Origin of the sequence: Clostridium sp. (genome assembly GCF_029258205.1) — a bacterium.
Lineage (GTDB): Bacteria > Bacillota > Clostridia > Clostridiales > Clostridiaceae > Sarcina.
On sequence record NZ_JARHZJ010000010.1, the window covers coordinates 14527 to 33866 of the forward strand.

Below are 19340 nucleotides of genomic sequence, written 5' to 3' on the forward strand. Positions count from 1 at the left end.
GTTTCTTATATATGATTTAAGATAAAATATATTTAAGTTATATATTAAAATTAAAGTATATGTAAGAATAATAGTGAATTATAAGTTTTATTTTGAAATATTATGATTAATTCAATTATAAGATTAGTTATAATGTTAAATTATTTTAAATTATATAATGATAATTAAATATATGGTAAAATTAAAGTAAGATATAGAAAAATATATCTTACTTTTTTAAAAGGAAATTTTGTTTTTGAGAGGTGGTCTGTATGAAGAAAAAGGTTGCTATCTCTGTTACAACTTTAGTAATAATATTTTTAATATCTATAGTATATCTAGGGTTGTATCATAATGACTATATGGGAGAAAATAAGTCATTAAACAAAGAAGTTATAAGTATTATAGAAAGTGAAGAGGATAAAAAGCTAGATTTAATTTCTTTAAATAAAAATATAGCTTTTGAATGGGATGAAGTTTATTTAATATCTCCATACCAAGATGTAAGCGATTTTTTTAAAGAGATGAATACTTACGCACCTGAAAAAATATACAACTCAGAAATAAATGATGTATACATGCTAGCTTTTACTAAGTATTCTGACAAGTTAGGAAAAAATAAACTAATAGAATATATTTATATACCAGTAACTTATGTTGATTCTCAAAAATTAAAAGATATGGAAGTTATAAATGGAAATTATTATTATTCAAATGATAATTTAGTTTAGATTTTAAAGCTCTAAGTTTAAAACTTAGGGCTTTTGTTTAATTAAGAATTAATTATAAACTAAGAATTTTCTATACATTTGTATAGTTTGTAGAGATAATTTAAGAACAAAACTATATTTTAAGTAATAGTATGCATAGGTTATTTGTTCTATTCCATAACAAAATGTATAATAATGATGCTTAGAAAGGATTATAAATTTGAGGAAGTAAAATATTAGTGTGTTTTAGGAAAGGGTAAACAGTTTTGGAAAGTTATTTTAAGGATATATGAGTTATTAAAGTTAAATACTAATTAGGAACTAAATTTGAAAGGAGTGTTTAACTTTGTCTCATAAAAATAATAAAAACAGTAAAGATAATAAAAAGACTAGTCAAAAAACTAAAAAAGAAGTAGAAAAAATGAAAAATGAAACTGCTAATGAAATAGGATACTCTAAGGAATCAAGAAAACTTGGAAAAGATAAAACTAGAAATAATCCATATATGGGACCACAGTAATTAAAAATAGAAAATATTTTAAGTTGAAAAATTAGAGATTATGGCTAATTAAAGTTAGCTATAATCTCTAATTTTTTTGATTTTATTTTAAATGCTTACTTGTTTATGTAATATTATGTAGTTTTTGTAATAAGATACATTTTTTTATTTTGCTAAACATATTAATATAAATAGTAAAACACAACAAAAAGTAGTTTTATTAAATATAGTGAAGGGGGATTTTAAATTGTTTAGTAAAAAATTTAAAAAGCAAATGGCTTGTGTTTTAGCAAGTACTTTTGTATTTGGATTAGTTAATCCAAGTGTAATTAATGTAATGGCATCAACTGATGTTGAGATTACAGAAGGAGTTACTGTAACTGCAAAGGGAAATACTGGAGGCAATACAGCTGATTTAGCCATAGATGGTGATTTGTCTACATATTGGGAATCTTCAAATGATTACAAATGGATAGAGATTGATTTAGGTGGAATTTACGAATTATCAAAGATTGAAATATTTAATAAGGATGAAGCTGTGTATAAATATAATATATATGCTTCAGAGGATGGAGAAAACTTTAATAAAATAGCATATAAAAATAATGATAATGTATCAGATAGTAATGGTAATATACATACTATTGACAATGTAAGAGCTGGAAAAATTAGAATTGATGTAGTTCAAAATAGTAGTAGTGACAGGGTGAATATAGCTGAAATAAATGTATTTGGTAAAAGTACAGGAGAAATTTTACCGGAAGTTAAGAAAATTAATACAAGGAATTTTAGTGAAACTTCATGGGCTACTGAATATGAGAAATTTGAGAATGATAGTGCTTATGCTAGTGAAAAGACTTTAAACGAAATAAAGAATTTAGTTGGTAGAGTAATAGGAGAAGAATTTAAAGATAAGTTTATTTTTGAAATAAGAGATCAATTAAATGGAAATGATGTTTTTGAGGTTTCTGATTCACAAGATGGAAAGGTTTTAATAAAAGGAAATAATGGTGTTTCCTTAGCATCAGGATTTAACTATTATTTAAAAAATTATTGTAATTTAAGTTATAATCCAATAATGGGATCTAATTTGAAAATGCCTAAAACAATTCCCTCTGTTGGAGAAAGAGTAGTTATAGATACTCCATATGAGTATAGATATGCATTAAACTTCTGTACTTATTCTTACACAATGTCTTTCTGGGATTGGGATCAATATGAAGAATTCTTAGATTGGTGTGCTATGAATGGTGTTAATTTAGTCTTAGATATAATTGGACAAGAAGAGGTTCTAAGAAGAACTTTAAAAGAATTTGGATATAGTGATGAAGAGGTTAAGGAGTTTATTTCAGGACCTGCATATTTTGCTTGGTTCTATATGCAAAATATGACTGGATTTGGAGGACCACTTCCAAATGATTGGTTTGAACAAAGAGTAGAACTTGGAAGAAAGATGCATGATAGAATGCAAAGCTTTGGAATAAATCCTGTTCTTCAAGGATATTCAGGTATGGTGCCTAGAGACTTTAAAAAGAAAAATCCAGAAGCACAAACTATTTCTCAAGGTGGATGGTGTGGTTTTGATAGACCAGATATGCTTAAAACATATGTAAATGAAGGTGAGATAGATTATTTTCAAAAAATTGCAGATGTCTTTTATAAAAAGCAAAAAGAAGTATTTGGAGATGTAACTAACTTCTATGGAGTAGATCCATTCCATGAGGGAGGAAATACTGGTGATTTAGATAATGGAAAGATATATGAAACAATTCAAAATAAGATGATACAGCATGATAATGATGCAGTTTGGGTTATACAAAACTGGCAAGGAAATCCTAGTAATAGTAAATTAGAAGGATTAATTAAAAAAGACCAAGCTATGGTTTTAGATCTTTTCTCAGAGGTGAGTTCAGATTGGAATAGATTAGAGGATAGAGAGTTACCATGGATTTGGAATATGCTTCATAACTTTGGTGGAAGAATGGGTATTGACGCAGCACCAGAAAAACTTGCAACAGAAATTCCTAAGGCTTTAGCTAATTCAGAGTATATGATTGGTATAGGCATTACACCAGAGGCTATAAATACAAATCCTTTAGCATATGAACTTTTATTTGATATGGCTTGGACTAGAAATCAAATAAACTTTAGAACATGGACTCAAGATTATATTAAAAGAAGATATGGTAAGACTAATGGAGATATTTCACAAGCTTGGAATATTATATTAGACACTGCTTATAAAAAGAGAAATGACTATTACCAAGGAGCTGCTGAGTCTATTATAAATGCAAGACCTGGATTTGGAATAAAAAGTGCTTCAACTTGGGGACATTCAAAAATAGTTTATGATAAGAGTGAGTTTGAAAAAGCTGTTGAAATATTTGCAAAGAACTATGATGAATTTAAAGATAGTGATGCATTTCTTTACGACTTTGCTGATATATTAAAACAATTATTAGCTAACTCAGCTCAAGAATATTATGAGGTTATGTGTAATGCTTATAATAATGGAAATGCAGAGAGATTTAAATTTGTTTCAGGAAAGTTTTTAGAAATTGTTAAGATTCAAGAGAGAGTATTATCAACTAGACCGGAATTTTTAATAGGAAATTGGATTGAAGATGCTAGAACTATGCTTAAGGACGCTGATGATTGGACTAAGGACTTATTTGAGTTTAATGCTAGAGCTTTAGTAACAACTTGGGGTTCAAGAAGTAATGCTGATGGTGGTGGTCTTAAAGATTATTCTAATAGACAATGGTCAGGATTAACTGAAGATTACTATTATGCTAGGTGGGAAAAATGGATAAATGGATTACAAACTGAATTAGATGTAGGAACTAAAGCACCTAATATAGATTGGTTTAAGATTGAGTATGACTGGGTAAATAAGAAGAGTGATACAGATAAGCTTTATCCTACAAAAGCTTCTAATGAAAGTTTAGGAGAACTTGCTAAGATAGCAATGGAGAATTATTCAGTAACTAATATGGATAAAATATTAGGTGAAAGTGAATCAGTGGAAAGAGTTAATATTGCTCTAGGAAAGCCTGTAAGTAGTGAAACTCATGGGGAAATTGAATCTAATCCTTTAACTAACATTACAGATGGAAATACAGGAACTATTTGGGTTGCTGATAAAGAAGGATATCCTTCAAGTGTAACTGTAGATTTACAAGGAATTAAAAGTGTAGATGGAATAGAATTTGCTTTTAGAAATCAAGCTGGTGATAGGGCGGTAACATATAAAGTAGAAGTTATGAATGAAAGTGGACAATGGTTAACAGTATCAGATAAATCAAATGATTATTCTAGTAAGGGTGTCATTGAAAAGGTTGACTTTACTGGAAAGGCTAAAAAAGTTAAGGTTTCATTAACTGGGGTGAATTTAGAGTTAAGTCCATCATATAAAATACCAGAGTTAGCAGAAATAATGGTATATGAGGGAAAAGAAAATTTAGATGAGTATGTTAACGTTGCTTTAGGTAAACCAGTTACTGGAGCAGAGGCAGAGAATGGGAAATCATTATCTAATATTACAGATGGGGATTTAAATTCCCTTTGGGTCAGTAATAATGGAAAAACTCCAGCAACTACATCTATTGATTTACAAGGAACAGAAAATGTTGAGTTTTTAGAGCTTCACTTTGAAAAGTCAGGACTTAGATTTCAATTTAAAGTAGAAGTAGAAGATACAAGTGGAAATAGAGAGACCGTACTAGATATGACTTCTAATACAGAGGATAATGAAAAATCATATAATATACCTGTAAAAAAAGAAATAAGTAAAATACATGCTACCATTACTGGGAAAGCGCCAGGTGGTTCATTTGATCAAGCTTGGGCAGCTATTGCTGAAATTAAAGCTATGAGTAGAGAGGCTATAAATAAAGGTGAACAAGCTTCAATAGCATTACCACAAGGAAATATGAAAGTTACAGCAACATCAGAGCATCCAGATGTAGGAAATGAAGGGGTAGCGAAGTTTGCTATTGATGGAAAAGAAAATACTATATGGCATACAAAATATTCTCCAGTAGAAAAATTGCCACAAAGTATTACTTTAGAACTTGGAGGAAGTTACGAAATTAACAAATTCACTTACTTACCTAGAAGTGGTTCTAAAAATGGAAATATAACTAAATATGAGTTTTATGTAAGCAACGATGGAAATAATTTTAGAAAAATATCTGAAGGAAATTGGGATGATAGTGGAAGTTTAAAAATATTAAAATTCAATAGTAAAAAGGCAACTCATGTTAAACTTGTAGCTTTAGAAGGGGTTGGAGGATTTGCTTCAGCTGCTGAATTAAAGGTATTTGCAATTCCAGAAAATCTAGCTATGAAAGATGAGACTAAGGTTGAGACAACTTCAAATAGTTGTGAATTAAATAATTTAAGAGATGGAAATGAAAATACTCTTTGGATTCCAAAAGAAGATAAAAAGTCTGTAACTTTTGATTTAAGCAAGGAAAATGATATATCAGTAATAGATATAGTAAGCAAAGGGAATTCGCCATTAAAATATTCTATAGAGCTTTCTAATGATGGAACAGAGTGGACAAATTTAGTTGATGAGAGTAAAAATCAAGAGAATAAAGACATGTATTCAAATATATTAAAATTAGGAAAAATAGGAAGATTTATAAGATTTAATTTTAGTAGTGATGAGGTTAAGATTGGAGAAATTAGAATTTACAAAGGAGACTCTACTTCAAGTTTAGATTCTTATATAAGAGTTGTTGAAGATGTATATAATAGTGCAGTAGTTGGTGATATGGCTGGGAATTATACTTCTAAATCAAAAGAATTACTTGGAAATGCAATAGATGAGGCAAAATTAGCTTTAGGAAATGATGTGAATTCAAAAGAGGCTAATGAAGTTATAAGCACTTTAAAAATAGCTTTAAATGAATTCTATAAGGGATTTGTTCAAATAAATAGAACTAAACTTGCAGTTTTAATAAGTGATGTTGATATTTTACTAAATGAAATATTACCAAGTCTTATGAATAGTATGAACTATAATGAAAAGTCTATAGTAAATTTAGAAGTTAAAAAGTTAAAATCAGAAAATAATGAAGCTAAAGAAGTTTATAATAAAAAGCAAGTTTCACAAAGTGAAATAGACACAGCTTATGAGGAGCTTAAAAATATATTAAATGCATACTATGATTCTGTAAGTGCTGAAACTGCATATAAATCAATGGTACTTTTAGCTAAGGAAAAGGTAGAAAATGCAGTAGTTGGAAATGGAAATGGACAGTATTCTAAAGAATCTGTATATGCGTTAAAAGAAGCTATAAGAATTGTTGAGAAAGAATTTGAAAGTTCTACAACTTTAGAAGAGATTAGAAATATAACAAATACTTTAAAAGAAGCTATAGATACTTTCGTTGAAGCAGTTAATAAAGTTGATAAAGCGCAATTAGAAGAGATAATATCTACAATAAAAAGTAAATTAGACTATGCAGAAGGAGTATATATTCCTAATGCTATAGAAGAACTTAGAAATGCTTTAGATAAAGCTAAAGAAGTATTAAACAATCAAGGTGCAAATCAAGAGATTATAAATAATGCTATTTCTGATTTAACTGAAGCAGAAGCTAAATTTGAACTTTCAAAAGTTCCTAATAAAGATGAATTAAATTCTGAGATAGAAAGAGCATATGATGTTTTAGAAAAACTTAAAGGATTTGATTATCTTGAAGGAATAAAAATAAAATTAGAAGATGCTATTTTAGAGGCTGAAAGAGTTAAAAATGATGAAAATTCATTAAAAGTAGATGTGGATAAAGTTTTATGTGAATTAAAGGGTTTAATAGAAGGAGCTTTAAAAGATATGAATTCTTCAGATATTATAGTAAGTTCAGTTAGAGATTTTAAAGCAACTAATATTTCAAAGAAAAATGTAACTGTTTGGTGGAATGCTCCTGAAAATTCATTTGGATTAGAAGGATATGTACTATATAAAGATGGTAAAAAAGTAGCTGAATTAGGAAAAGATGAGACTACTTATAAGTTTAAAGGATTAAATAGACATACTATATATAACTTTAAAATTGTAGCAAAATATAGTTATGGAAAGCTTTCTTCAAAAGAATCTATAACTTTAAGAACTGAAAGATAAAATAAAACTTTTTAGATAAAAAGGATTTATATGAAATTTTAATGACTAGATTAATAGAGTGTATTAAAAGTTATTTTAATACACTCTATTTTATTAAATATAATTTCTTACCTTAACTATTTCATTATTCTTTTTATATATTCTAGGAACTCTGTGGCTAATCATACAAAGTATTTCGTAGTTTATTGTTCCCATAATTTCAGCCATATCATTAGCATCAAATTTCAATCCATTTTCTTCACCTAAAAGAATTACTTCATCACCAATTTTAACATCTTCTATATGAGTTACATCAATCATACATTGATCCATACAAATTCTACCTATAACATTAGCAAATTGACCATTTATTATGACTTTGGCTTTTCCGCTAAGAAGTCTTGAATATCCATCAGCATATCCGATTGGAAGAGTGGCAATTTTACTTTTCTTTTCAGTTTTATAGGTTCTTCCGTAGCTTATATACATATTTTCATCTAGTTCTTTAACAAAAGCTACGTTAGTTTTTAATGTAAGGGCTGGTTTAAGTTTTAAGTTTTCTTTTTTTACTTCTTCAGAGGGATAATATCCATAAGAAATAATTCCACATCTAACTCCATCTAAATAAGTTTCAGGCAAATCCATAATAGCTCCACTATTAGAAGCATGTTTTAACGGAATGTATATACCATTGTCTTCTAAAGCTTTATTAAAATCAGTTAATTTTGAAAATTGCTCATAAGTATAAGTTTTATCTTTTTCATCTGATGTTGAGAAATGAGTAAATAATCCTATCACTTCAATTCCAGGTAAAGAACAGATTTCTAAAACTTTATTTAATCCTTCTTCATTTGGAAGGAAACCTATTCTACCCATTCCTGTATCTATTGCAATGTGTATTTTAGCTTTTTTACCAAGTTTTAATGCGAAGTCAGATAATTCCTTAGCATACTCCACATCATAAACTGTCTGTTCAATTTCATTATTTATTAAATTCTCAGCAAAACTTATAGGAGTATAGCCTAAAATCATAATAGGTGCAGTTATTCCAGCATCTCTAAGTTCATCAGCTTCTGTTATTATAGCTACTGCTAATCTAGAAGCACCATTTTCTAAAAGAGTAGAAGCTATGTCTAAAGCTCCATGACCATAAGCATTAGCCTTAACAACGGCTATTATTTCTTTTTCACCAACTAAGTTTTTTATTTCTTTCATATTACTTGCTATTGCATCTAAATCTATTTCAGCCCATACAGGTCTAACACATATATCCATTTTAAAACACCTCAAATTAATTACACTTTTGTGATTTTAATCTAATTAAATTCAACTTAAATTATTAAATTAAGAAATTGTAGCTAAATTATTATGTTAATATAAACTATTAAGTATAAATGATTATATTTTTATTTAAAAACTCAACTACATAATATTATTATAAGATATTGTAACATAAAGTGAAGAACCACCATAATTGTAATTTTTATATAGAGTGGTTTTAATATTATTGAGTTGGTACACTTTTTATAAATTAAGTTTAAATAGATTAAATTGTGTTTATTTGGATGGTTATATAAATAAATGAAACCTTATAATGTATTAAAGCAATAAAAAGCCTAATATAATTTTATGTATATTCTAAAATAAAGTTGAAAAAAAGAAACAGAATAGAGAAATCTGTTTCTTTCCTTACTTTATTGTAGGTAAGTATATTGTAAATTCAGTGAATTCATAAGTACTACTTACTTGAATTTTACCATTATATGATTCTACTAACTCATTTACTATAGCTAGTCCAAATCCATTATTACTTTCTTTATTTTCCTTTGTGGTAAATCCAGTATCAAATATTTTATTTACTATTTGATCTGGAATTTTAGGACCATTATTTTGAATTTTTAATACAAAATAATTAAAACTATAATAAGTATTAATTTTTATTGAACCATTACCATTTAAAACTTCAACAGAATTTCTTAATATATTAGAAACTATGCGTTGAAAGTCTAATTCATTTACATTAGTTTCTAATAAATCAGCATTTTCATCTATCAATATAGTAATATCTCTTAAATTAATACTATTTACTATCATTGATATAATTGAAGTGTCATGAGACATAACAATATTATTAATAATATTATCATTACCATCTATTATATTTTTCAATAATTCTCCTAATTTTTGATAATTTCCCATAAGGTGCAATCCATATAAATAAGAAATTTGAGAACCATAATCATGTTTTAATTTTCTTAAAGAGCTAATATTCTGTTCTAAATTTAAATTTAGTAGCTCAATTTCTTTTGATTTTTTTTCTATGTTAGAAAAATATATTATTATAAATATTATAAATATGAATAATAAGGTTAATATTATTTCTGTAAATATAGGATTATCTTTTGCATTAATAATAGCATTAAATGAAGCTATAAAGTCTAGTACTATTGTAAAGAGTATTAAATATATAATTGCACTATTTCTAGACTTTATAGTTTTGTAAAGTGAGTATATACTTTTCTTTTTATATAAAACTAAAAAGGCAAGTATATACTGTGGAAAATACATTAAAATTATATTAAATATGTTACTTTTATTTATTAATGATATATTTTGGGACAAAAAATTATATACAAAAGATGAAATTATTAAGGTTATAACAATTAATGCATAAATCAAACTAAATCCAATAGCAGCAGCTAAAAAATCATCTTTATATATTATACCTCCAAAAATTAACATTATTAAATGAAGAATTAATGTTGCAACACTTGAATTCCCCATAAAAAAAGTTGCTAGTGATATTATTGTCCACAAAATAAATATATATAATAACATTTTTGACTTTGGTTTTTTATATTCTTTTTTACTGCATAAATTTATTGTAATTATAAATAATACACATTGTAAAAAAGAGTTTATCGTATCAGCTAAAAATATAGTCTTATTCATTTTTATCTAAATTTTTTCATAGATTCAGGCATTTCTTCTAATCCTATAGTAGCAAAAGAAGTAGTTGAAGCGTTGATAGTTAATGTAGTTAATAGTGCTAACATTGATAATATTTTTTTTCTCATTTTAAAAATCCTCCTTTTTATATTTATTAAATAATAGTAATGATTGTATTAACAAAGTCCATGTTATCGTTTGAGAGACCCATGAAATTTTAAAAAATATTAAGGATATCAAGAAAAGAATACTTGAATTTGTGACACTTAATATTTTATTTTTTTTGATTAAATTTTCTTTGGTTAAAGGGAATCTACTATCTATTACTGGAGCTTTATTATAAATACTAAAAATACTAAACAAATTTAAAATAACAATACTAAATAAACCTAGATTGTTAAAAATAACAAGCATAATTATGCTCGTAGTAATAATTAATGTGGCAATAAAGCATTTAAATTGGCTATCTTCATGATAACCACCAATAAATGGCTTTATAGAGCACATGCTAAGAATTATTATTAAGCTTTCTTTAAAATATCCAAAGATTCCAGAAATTATAATTACAGAAATACATTTAATAAATTCAAATGCTAATACAATTACAACATATTGAATTTGCTCTAATAATTCTTTATCAAAGTCAAGATCTTTTGCCAAATATTCTACAGCACATTTTAAAAAGTTTCTCATAAAAAATCTCTCTTATCTAAGTTTTCTATAAAAATTAAAAATGTAATATGCTTACATTATAATAAAAAAATACTTAATTTATATAGAATATACCTTTTTTTAAAGGTATATTTACAATTTTTTCATAATGAGGAAAGAATATATGTTTTATATTGTAAAATTTTTAATAAATATACAATTTTTTAGAGAAAAATTATCAATATCATTTATGATTTATATTTATAGAATTAATTGTTTTTAAGAAATGGTATTTTTAGAATAATATTTAAAATAATACTATATATTAAAATTTAATATAGAAAATATAAAGGAGCGTGTATTAAATTTAAAACTTTAATACACGCTCTCTTTAGTATTTAATTTAAATTCTATATATTATTAAATATTATTAAACTGTAAGAGAAGCATTTTTCTCTAAAACTTCAGTTTCGTTATTTTCATCTTTAGTATTAATACCATTATTTTTGTATTCATATATGACACTTATTAGTTTACCACTTATACATACGGCTATTATTGAGAAAAATATTTGCTTAAAATCTAAATAAACTAAGGACATTAATAAAACAATGGCATCTGTTAACATATATACATGTTGTACCTTAAGAGGAGTAAATTTATTACCTATTAAGGCTATTACATCATCTCCACCAGAAGCACCACCACCGCGTAATACTATTCCAGCACCAAAACCAACTCCAATACCTGCTAAAACACTAGCAACTAACATATTATCAGTAAAGTTAGGCGTTAAAAATCCTATGTTTTCCCAAAATTTATAGGATACTGAGAAGCAAAAAGTTGCAAATATTGAACATGCTAAGAATTTTTTGCCAAAGAATTTAGAACCTATTGCAAATAATGAAAAGTCAATAATTAAGTTAGTTATAGAGGGAGATATGTTAAAAACATTTTTTACTAAAAGTAATAAGCCTAAAACTCCACCTTCTGTTACATTATTTTGGTAGTTAAAATTATAGCTACCAAAGGCTAAGATACTTGAACCTAGTGCAATTAATAAAACACTTCTCAAGATCTTCTTTTTCGATTCCAAAATATCACTCTCCTAAAATTGTCGTAATTTAACTATAAAGAAAATAGCAAACTTAATATGTCTACTATATGGAAATAAAAAATTATGAATTTAAAATTATATTTTATAGTAAATTACTGTATGTTTTAATTATAATATTAAGAAATATTAAGAGCAAATCATATAAAATAATAGTAATTATGATTAAAGGGGTAATTCTGCAATAGCAATAAATAGTCTTTGTGGTCATCTGTTTTTCTTTAAAGTATTCATTTTTACAAGGTTTTCCGAAAATTTAAAATATTGTTGTTATATAGTAAGAAAACTTAACATGAATAAATGGTTAATATATATAAATTTATTTTTATTTGAAATACTATAAGAGAGAGGAAATATATATAGTATTCTTAAATTTAAAAATAAGTATTTTACATAAAATATATTTTAATTTTTAAATTTAAGAACAAAACATATGAAAAAGGATGGTATATTTATGAAAGTAATTGTTAGAAAAGAGTCAGAGCAAGATTACAAAACAGTAGAGCTTCTAGTAGAAGAGGCATTTAAAAATGCTGAATATAGTGATCATATGGAACATGTTTTAGTAAGTAAACTTAGAAAAGGAGAAAACTTTATTGATGGGTTATCTCTAGTGGCTGAAAAAGAAGGAGAAATAGTAGGGCACATATTATTAACTAAAGCCAATATAGAAAATGAAACAGGAAAATATGAAACTTTAGCCTTAGCACCAGTTTCAGTTTTACCTAAATATCAAGGTATTGGAATTGGAGGAGAACTTATAAAAGAAGGTATGAGAATAGCTAAAGAGCTTGGTTATAACTCAATAATAGTTTTAGGGCATGATAAATACTATCCTAAATTTGGATTTAAAAAAGCTGGAACTTGGGGAATAAGAGCTCCTTTTGAAGTACCAGAAGAAAACTTTATGGCAATAGAATTAAATGAAGAAGCTTTAAAAAATATAAGTGGTGTGGTAAGATATGCTAATGAATTTTTAGCAGATAATAATCAGTAATAACTTTATATATTTTATATATTTATTAAATATTTAGATGTTATTTTATTAATTTAAAGTAAAAGAATACAGTGGTTGTATAAAAATAAATTATAAGTTTTACAATTTGTTTATACAACCATATTTTTATTTTTTATATTAAAGCTTTAAAAGTTTGTTGATTTTTATAATATTTAAAAAAGTATTGCTATTTAAAATTATATTTATTTAAATAATCTATTCCAAAGTAAACATATATTATTGATACTAAAAAGCTTAATGAAAAACTAATAATTATATTTAAGCTTGTTAAATTTAGTAATGCTAATAATACTAAGCATGGAGTTATTCCATAAGTACTTATCTTCATTATTTCTCCAAAACTTACATGGTTATTTCTTATTCTACATATAAATTTAGTTATTATAGCTAATATTAAGGTTACAATGTATGAGAAAGCAATAAATACAATAACCATTAGGGATAAATAGGTATTTCCAAAGGTTTTCTCTAGACTATTTATAGAATTTTTTAAGTCATTATCATTTAAAGAGAGATTAATACTAGAATAATTAGTTTCAGTAATTTTATTATTGTCATATTTAATTATTAAAGATTCATTTCCAAAGGCAATTCCTGATTCATAATCTTTTAGTAAGTCTTTTGCAGGTTCTTTATCATTTAATATAAAGGTCCAATTTTCTTCTTGAAAAACTACAAAGTTAGAATCTTTTAGGTCTAAAACTCCATCTTTAATTTCAAATGGAGGAATTTTATCTTCAAAGGCATATTTTCTAGAAATTAAAAATTTATTAAGTTCAGTGTAATTTTTACTAAAAGCTAAAAGACCTAATAAAAGAGATAAAATAAGTAAATAAAAGAATGCACTGATTCCAGATGTTCTAATAAGTTCTTTATATCTTTTAGGAGTAAATAAACTTATATAAAATCTTTTAAATAGTTTCATATAATCACCCTTTCTATTTTTTATTAGTTTGTTCATTAAATAGAAATTTATTAATACTGTTAATATTTGTTTAATTAATTTGAAAACGATTTTAAAGAGATGTGTAGTATGATATTATAAAAAATGTATTAAATGGAAAATAAAGAATAAAAAGTATTTAATATAATTAAATATTAATGAAATGTTGGGGGATTTTTATGATTAAAAGGGATTTTAGAAGAAAGTTAACTATATGTTTAGCATCTGTTATGGCTTTAAACCTTGGTATAACTGTATCGGTAAAAGCTGATGAGGGATTAAAAAATGATATGAAAAATAATGATATTACTAAAGATATAAGTATATATCCAACTCCTAAAGATATTTCTATAGGAAATAGTGAATTTATCTTAGAGGATTCAATTAATATAGTTGGAGGAGATTTAGCAGATACATATGCCTTTGAACTTTTGAAAAATATGTTAACTGAATTTGGCATAAAAATCAATGAATCAGAAATTGAGGGGGCTACTACTATTTATATAGGAGAGCGCGATGACAATATTGAAGAATTGGAAAATACATTAGAAGAAATGAATGTAGACACATTTTCAATAAGTAAAGATGATGGATATGTATTAGCAACTGATGAAAATACAGAGGGAAATAGAATAGTTATAAGAGGAAATAATGAAACAGGAACTTTTTATGGTATAAAAAGTTTAAAACAGTTAATTAAAAAGAAAGATAATAAGGTTATTTTAGATGAAGTTATTATAAAAGATGAGCCGAGTTTTAAAATGAGAGCTGTAGTTGAAGGTTTCTATGGAACACCATGGTCTCAAAAGGAAAGAGTGGATCAAATAAAAATGTATGGAGAATATAAAATGAATGCTTATATATATGCTCCAAAGTCAGATCCATACCATAGAGAAAAGTGGAGAGAGTCTTATCCAGATTCTGAATTAGATAGAATGAAAGAACTTATAAAGACAGCTAATGAAAACAAGGTGGATTTTGTTTTTGCAATATCACCAGGTTTAGATATAAAGTTTGAAGGAGAAGATGGAGAAGTAGATTTTAAAGCTTTAATAAAGAAAGCAGAGACTCTATATGATATGGGAGTTAGAAGCTTTGCAATTCTTTGGGATGACATAGAAAATCGTAATGGAGTTCAACAAGCGGAAGTTTTAAATAGATTTAATAAAGAATTTATAAAGAATAAAGATGGCGTTAAACCATTAATAACTGTTCCAGTAGAATATTGGGGTAGCTCAATGTTCAACGGAGAAGATGTGAAGACATATACTAAAGAGTTTGCAGAAACTTTGGATAAGGATATTGAAGTAATGTGGACAGGAAATGATGTTATTCCTCCAAATGGGGTTAGTTTAGAAGATGCCAAGAAAGTTTCAAATGTATATAATAGAAAAATGATGTTATGGTGGAATTATCCTGTTAATGATTATAAAGAAGATAAGATGGCTTTAGGACCAATATATGATTTAGATAGAAATTTAGATGAGGAAGTGTCAGGATTCATAGTTAATCCTATGAGATTTTCTGATTCATCAAAGATTTCTACCTTAACAGGAGCTGATTATGGGTGGAATTCAGTTTCATATGAAGCAGAAAAATCATGGGACAAAGCTATTGAATTTATTGCAGGAGAAATGAAAGAAGAATTTAAGATTTTTGCTAATCATTCAACTAGATTAGATACAGGAAGACCAGATTCACCAGAGATTAAAAATACTATAGATAATTTATGGGAAAAGTGGGAATTAGGTTCTGATATTAGTGGAGAATTAAGCAATTTGCAAAGTGAGTTTTCTAAAATGGTTAAGGTGCCAAATAAATTAAGAACTAATTTAGAAAATAAAGTTTTATTAAATCAATTAGATTCACACTTATCAAAGTTTGAGATTTATGGAAAGGCTGGACTTAAATCCATAGAAATCTTACAAGACATATTAAATAAGGATATGTCAGAGTTTTGGAGTGATAGTTATGAAGGAATAAAGCTTCTTAGAAATTTAGATGAAATAAAAGCTACAATTGCTAACAATGTGGTTGATCCATTTATAAGAAAAGTACATGAAGTTGGAAATGAATATTTCAATAAAGAAACTACTGGTTTAGATGACAAGGAATATTTTTATACATCAATTGGAAATATTGCTGATCATAAATATTCAGAGTGGTTTATTTCTGAAGAAACACATGGTCCAAATTATATGTTTGATAATAAAGATGATACAGGCTTTTGGTCAGCAGCTCCAGTACAAAAAGATGAGTTCATAGGATTTGATTTAGGAGAAGATGAAGAAATTAAAGATATATATCTTCTTATGGGAAGAAATAATAATGATACAGATATTTTGACAGAGGGAGTAATAGAGTATTCATTAGATGGAGAAAATTGGACAGAGTTAGAGATTAATAATGGAGAGAGAGAATTACTAGTTGAAACAGAAATAAAGGCTAGATTTATAAGATATAGAGCTATTTTAGACTCTGAAAATAAGTTATATGTTAGAGATTTTAAAGTTAATACTGGAAAGAGTAAAGAAAAATTAATCGGAAATATAGAAGTTAAAGATTTAAATATTAATAAGTCTTCAGAGGAAGAAAATCAAATTATATCTGTAAGCAATATAAATAAGGTTTCATTTGAAAAGGGAGATTTCATAGGACTTGCTATAAATGATGTTAAAAATGTAATTGGATTTGAAGTCTTAGGAGATATAGAAAGTAATAAATTTGTATTAGAAAGTTCCTTTGATAATATAGAGTGGGAAGAAGTTTGTGATGGAACTAGTTTTAAAGATGAGACTCCTTTAGTAGGAAAGTTCTTTAGAATAAGAGCTAAAGAAAAAACTGAAGCTAATATTAATGAAATTAAGATTTCATTAGAAGGATATTCTAAGGGAATAGTGTCAACAAATAGAAGAATAAGTTCAAATGCGAATATACATCCTGATTTTATTGCTGACAATGATTATGGTACATCTTTTGTATGCTCAGACACTATTAAAAAAGGTGACTTTGTGCAATTAGATTTTGGAGTAGAAAAGAAAATTAGAGATATAAAATTAGTTCAAGGACCAGGTGGAGATTATATAGATGGAGATATTGAGTATTCTTTAGATGGAGAAAATTGGACAAAAGTAGGAATTGTAGAAGGAACTGATACTTTAATAAAAGATTTAGATGTAAAAGCTAAATATGTTAGAGTTATTTCAAATGGATATAAGGATCGTTGGTCAAGAGTTAGAGAATTTACTGTGAATACAACTGTAAAAGAATTTGAGACTAAGGCTACTGCAGATGGCACTTATATAGATAGAAGTGAGAATATAAGAGATAATAATTTAAACTCTGCATATATACCAGAAGGTGAAATTAAGAGTGGAGATTATCTACTACGTAGAATTTTTAATGAGAGATTAGTTTCAAAAGTTACAGTTGCTCAGAGTATAGATAATTTATCAGGAGCAAAAGTTATTGGAAAGACTGTAAATGGAGAGAATTTAGACCTTGGAGTGTTAGATAATGGCTTAAATGAACTTGTGCTTAAGAATCCAAGACAGTTAGCATCTTTGAAGTTAATATGGGAAAAAGATGCTGGAAAGGTAGAAATCTTTGAAGTAAAACCTACATTTGTATCTTTAGATTCTATAATTGAAGATATTAAAAATGAAATTCAGCGTGGAAAAGATGTTTTAGTTGAGAATAAAGATAAAGAAAATGAAGAAAGAACTCAGTTAGAAGAAGCATTAAAAAATATTGAGTATTTATTAAATAATAATGCTTCAGATGATGAAATTGTAATAGCATATGAGGATTTAACAAATAAAATAAAAAAATTTATTGATTCAGAGCCAAATAAAGAAGATAATAAGCCAATAAAACCAGAAGGTGGAGAAAATAGTTCTGAAGGTGAAGAAGATAAAGAAGATTCTGGAGATAAGAGTGATAATGAAGGGGAAAATGGAAATCTTCCAAACACTGGATCACCTTTAGGCGCAGGTGAGTTAATGTTAGTAGGAGTAGCTTTAGCTACACTTGGAGGATTGACTATTAAAAAGAAAAAGTAATTAAATAAGAAATAAAATTATTTTATAATATAGTAGCTGTATCAAGATAAAAAGTAAAACTTATTTTGATACAGCTACTTATTTAATAGAATTTGTGAATATAGAATTTTTCTAGAATATGAAATGGATCTTAAGAACCATATAAAATAAGTATTAATCTAAAATATATTTATACACTAAATTAGAATTAGTATTTTTTATATTTTTCGTGATCAAATTTTTCACGTTTTTTTTCTTTAATTCTACTATTTATTGCCCAAATAACTAAAATTATAGAGCCTAGAATCATAGAACCATAAAACAAAGAAATTAATCCTACTATAATCATAAAACACTTCCTATCTAGGCATCTTCATAAATAACAGCTGTACCATAAGCAACCATTTCAGCAGCTCCAGCAGTAAGAGAAGAAGAAACAAGTCTCATTCCTATAATAGCATTTGCACCTAAAGATTCAGCTTCGTCTACCATTCTTCCTATAGCAATTTGTCTAGCTTCTGTGAGCATTTCTGTATAAGAAGTCATTTCGCCACCAACCAAGTTTTTAAAACTTGCAGTAATATCCTTACCTATGTTTTTATATCTTACAGTACTTCCTTTAACAAGTCCTTTAACTTCTTTTATTCCTTTACCTGGTATTGTTTCAGTTGTTAATACTAACATAATTTATACCTCCTGAAAGTATTTTTATATTTATGATTTAAGTTAAAATATATTATTTTGAATATAAACTTAGTTAGTAAGATAATAAATTAAAGAATAAACCAACTAAGTTATTGGATAAATAATATCATAAGTTGACGGATAATTCAATATATAGTATTTAAAAACTTATAAAAAGATAACTAAAAGCTTATATAATTCTAAATTTTGTTAGGGTTTTATTATAATATTAATATTGTGTGAATAAAAATGGTAGTGTAAAATAATGTTATAATGTAAAATTTTACTTGAAAAGTTATCAATTTAAGTTTATTTTACATTAAATAATATTAGAAAAGAGGATAATAAAATGAAAAATATTGATGCTTATACAAGTAACAAAGAAGCTAGAAATAAATCTATTAAAGAAGGTTCTAAAATTTTTGCAGATGAAATGAGAAAATTACAAGAACAAGATGATGAGAAGAATAGAGAAGAAGATATAAAAGAAACTTCTGAAAAATTAGCTGATTATATGAGAGAGATATAAGAAAAATAGGGTTATGCCTAAGGTGGATAATTAGTAAGGTTTTTTATGGGTAAAAAATTTATAAATAGAAGCATTTCATGCTGTTTTAAATATAGAAGAAATTTATAGAAAA

Annotated in this window: 14 protein-coding genes; 6 read left to right on the top strand and 8 right to left on the bottom strand. The window is 26.3% G+C overall.

Annotated elements, in window-relative coordinates; all coding sequences use genetic code 11:
* The first annotated feature begins 251 nt into the window (after positions 1–251).
* The 3 genes from Q1J60_RS01095 (at position 252) to Q1J60_RS01105 (ending at position 7321) form a co-directional block, all read left to right on the top strand.
* Complete coding sequence (locus Q1J60_RS01095) at positions 252–710, top strand: hypothetical protein (RefSeq protein ID WP_300257339.1); 459 nt, start codon at positions 252–254, stop codon at positions 708–710.
* A 325-nt stretch (positions 711–1035) separates the two neighbouring features.
* Positions 1036–1209, top strand: coding sequence for a small, acid-soluble spore protein, alpha/beta type (locus tag Q1J60_RS01100; protein ID WP_003454088.1), 174 nt, complete (start codon positions 1036–1038; stop codon positions 1207–1209).
* A gap of 226 nt (positions 1210–1435) precedes the next feature.
* Complete coding sequence (locus tag Q1J60_RS01105) at positions 1436–7321, top strand: alpha-N-acetylglucosaminidase TIM-barrel domain-containing protein (RefSeq protein ID WP_300257342.1); 5886 nt, start codon at positions 1436–1438, stop codon at positions 7319–7321.
* A 93-nt stretch (positions 7322–7414) separates the two neighbouring features.
* Here the strand turns inward: Q1J60_RS01105 and alr are convergent, their stop codons facing one another.
* The 5 genes from alr to Q1J60_RS01130 all read right to left on the bottom strand — a co-directional run bounded on the left by alr (position 7415) and on the right by Q1J60_RS01130 (position 11996).
* The gene (alr, locus tag Q1J60_RS01110) at positions 7415–8575 is read right to left on the bottom strand and encodes an alanine racemase (RefSeq protein ID WP_300257344.1); all 1161 of its coding nucleotides are present in this window, start codon (positions 8573–8575) and stop codon (positions 7415–7417) included.
* Between the two features lie 414 nt (positions 8576–8989).
* Positions 8990–10084 carry a sensor histidine kinase gene (locus Q1J60_RS01115; RefSeq protein ID WP_300257347.1) on the bottom strand — a complete coding sequence of 365 codons (1095 nt, stop codon included), beginning with the start codon at positions 10082–10084 and terminating at the stop codon, positions 8990–8992.
* A gap of 170 nt (positions 10085–10254) precedes the next feature.
* On the bottom strand, positions 10255–10377 hold the full coding sequence (locus Q1J60_RS01120) for a hypothetical protein (RefSeq protein WP_300257350.1): 123 nt from the start codon (positions 10375–10377) through the stop codon (positions 10255–10257).
* A gap of 1 nt (position 10378) precedes the next feature.
* Positions 10379–10942: an accessory gene regulator AgrB gene (locus Q1J60_RS01125; protein WP_300257353.1), complete on the bottom strand. Its 564-nt coding sequence runs from the start codon at positions 10940–10942 to the stop codon at positions 10379–10381.
* A gap of 388 nt (positions 10943–11330) precedes the next feature.
* Positions 11331–11996 (bottom strand): YitT family protein, encoded by a 666-nt coding sequence (locus tag Q1J60_RS01130; RefSeq protein WP_300257356.1) that lies wholly within the window; start codon positions 11994–11996, stop codon positions 11331–11333.
* 472 nt (positions 11997–12468) lie between these two features.
* Here Q1J60_RS01130 and Q1J60_RS01135 point away from each other — a divergent pair, with 472 nt between their 5' ends.
* Positions 12469–13011: a GNAT family N-acetyltransferase gene (locus Q1J60_RS01135; RefSeq protein WP_300257358.1), complete on the top strand. Its 543-nt coding sequence runs from the start codon at positions 12469–12471 to the stop codon at positions 13009–13011.
* A 187-nt stretch (positions 13012–13198) separates the two neighbouring features.
* Here the strand turns inward: Q1J60_RS01135 and Q1J60_RS01140 are convergent, their stop codons facing one another.
* The gene (locus tag Q1J60_RS01140) at positions 13199–13957 is read right to left on the bottom strand and encodes a DUF1189 domain-containing protein (RefSeq protein WP_300257361.1); all 759 of its coding nucleotides are present in this window, start codon (positions 13955–13957) and stop codon (positions 13199–13201) included.
* 197 nt (positions 13958–14154) lie between these two features.
* Between Q1J60_RS01140 and Q1J60_RS01145 the strand changes: the two genes are divergently transcribed.
* Positions 14155–18036 carry a glycoside hydrolase family 84 protein gene (locus Q1J60_RS01145; RefSeq protein WP_300257363.1) on the top strand — a complete coding sequence of 1294 codons (3882 nt, stop codon included), beginning with the start codon at positions 14155–14157 and terminating at the stop codon, positions 18034–18036.
* Positions 18037–18223: 187 nt separating this feature from the next.
* On the opposite strand, the gene Q1J60_RS01150 is transcribed toward Q1J60_RS01145, so the two are convergent.
* Together Q1J60_RS01150 and Q1J60_RS01155 are read right to left on the bottom strand one after the other, a co-directional pair.
* On the bottom strand, positions 18224–18364 hold the full coding sequence (locus Q1J60_RS01150) for a hypothetical protein (protein ID WP_300257365.1): 141 nt from the start codon (positions 18362–18364) through the stop codon (positions 18224–18226).
* Between the two features lie 14 nt (positions 18365–18378).
* The gene (locus Q1J60_RS01155) at positions 18379–18699 is read right to left on the bottom strand and encodes a heavy metal-binding domain-containing protein (RefSeq protein ID WP_300257368.1); all 321 of its coding nucleotides are present in this window, start codon (positions 18697–18699) and stop codon (positions 18379–18381) included.
* 349 nt (positions 18700–19048) lie between these two features.
* Between Q1J60_RS01155 and Q1J60_RS01160 the strand changes: the two genes are divergently transcribed.
* A complete protein-coding gene (locus tag Q1J60_RS01160; protein WP_300257370.1) occupies positions 19049–19228 on the top strand; it encodes a hypothetical protein in 180 nt (59 codons plus the stop codon).
* Positions 19229–19340: the final 112 nt, after the last annotated feature.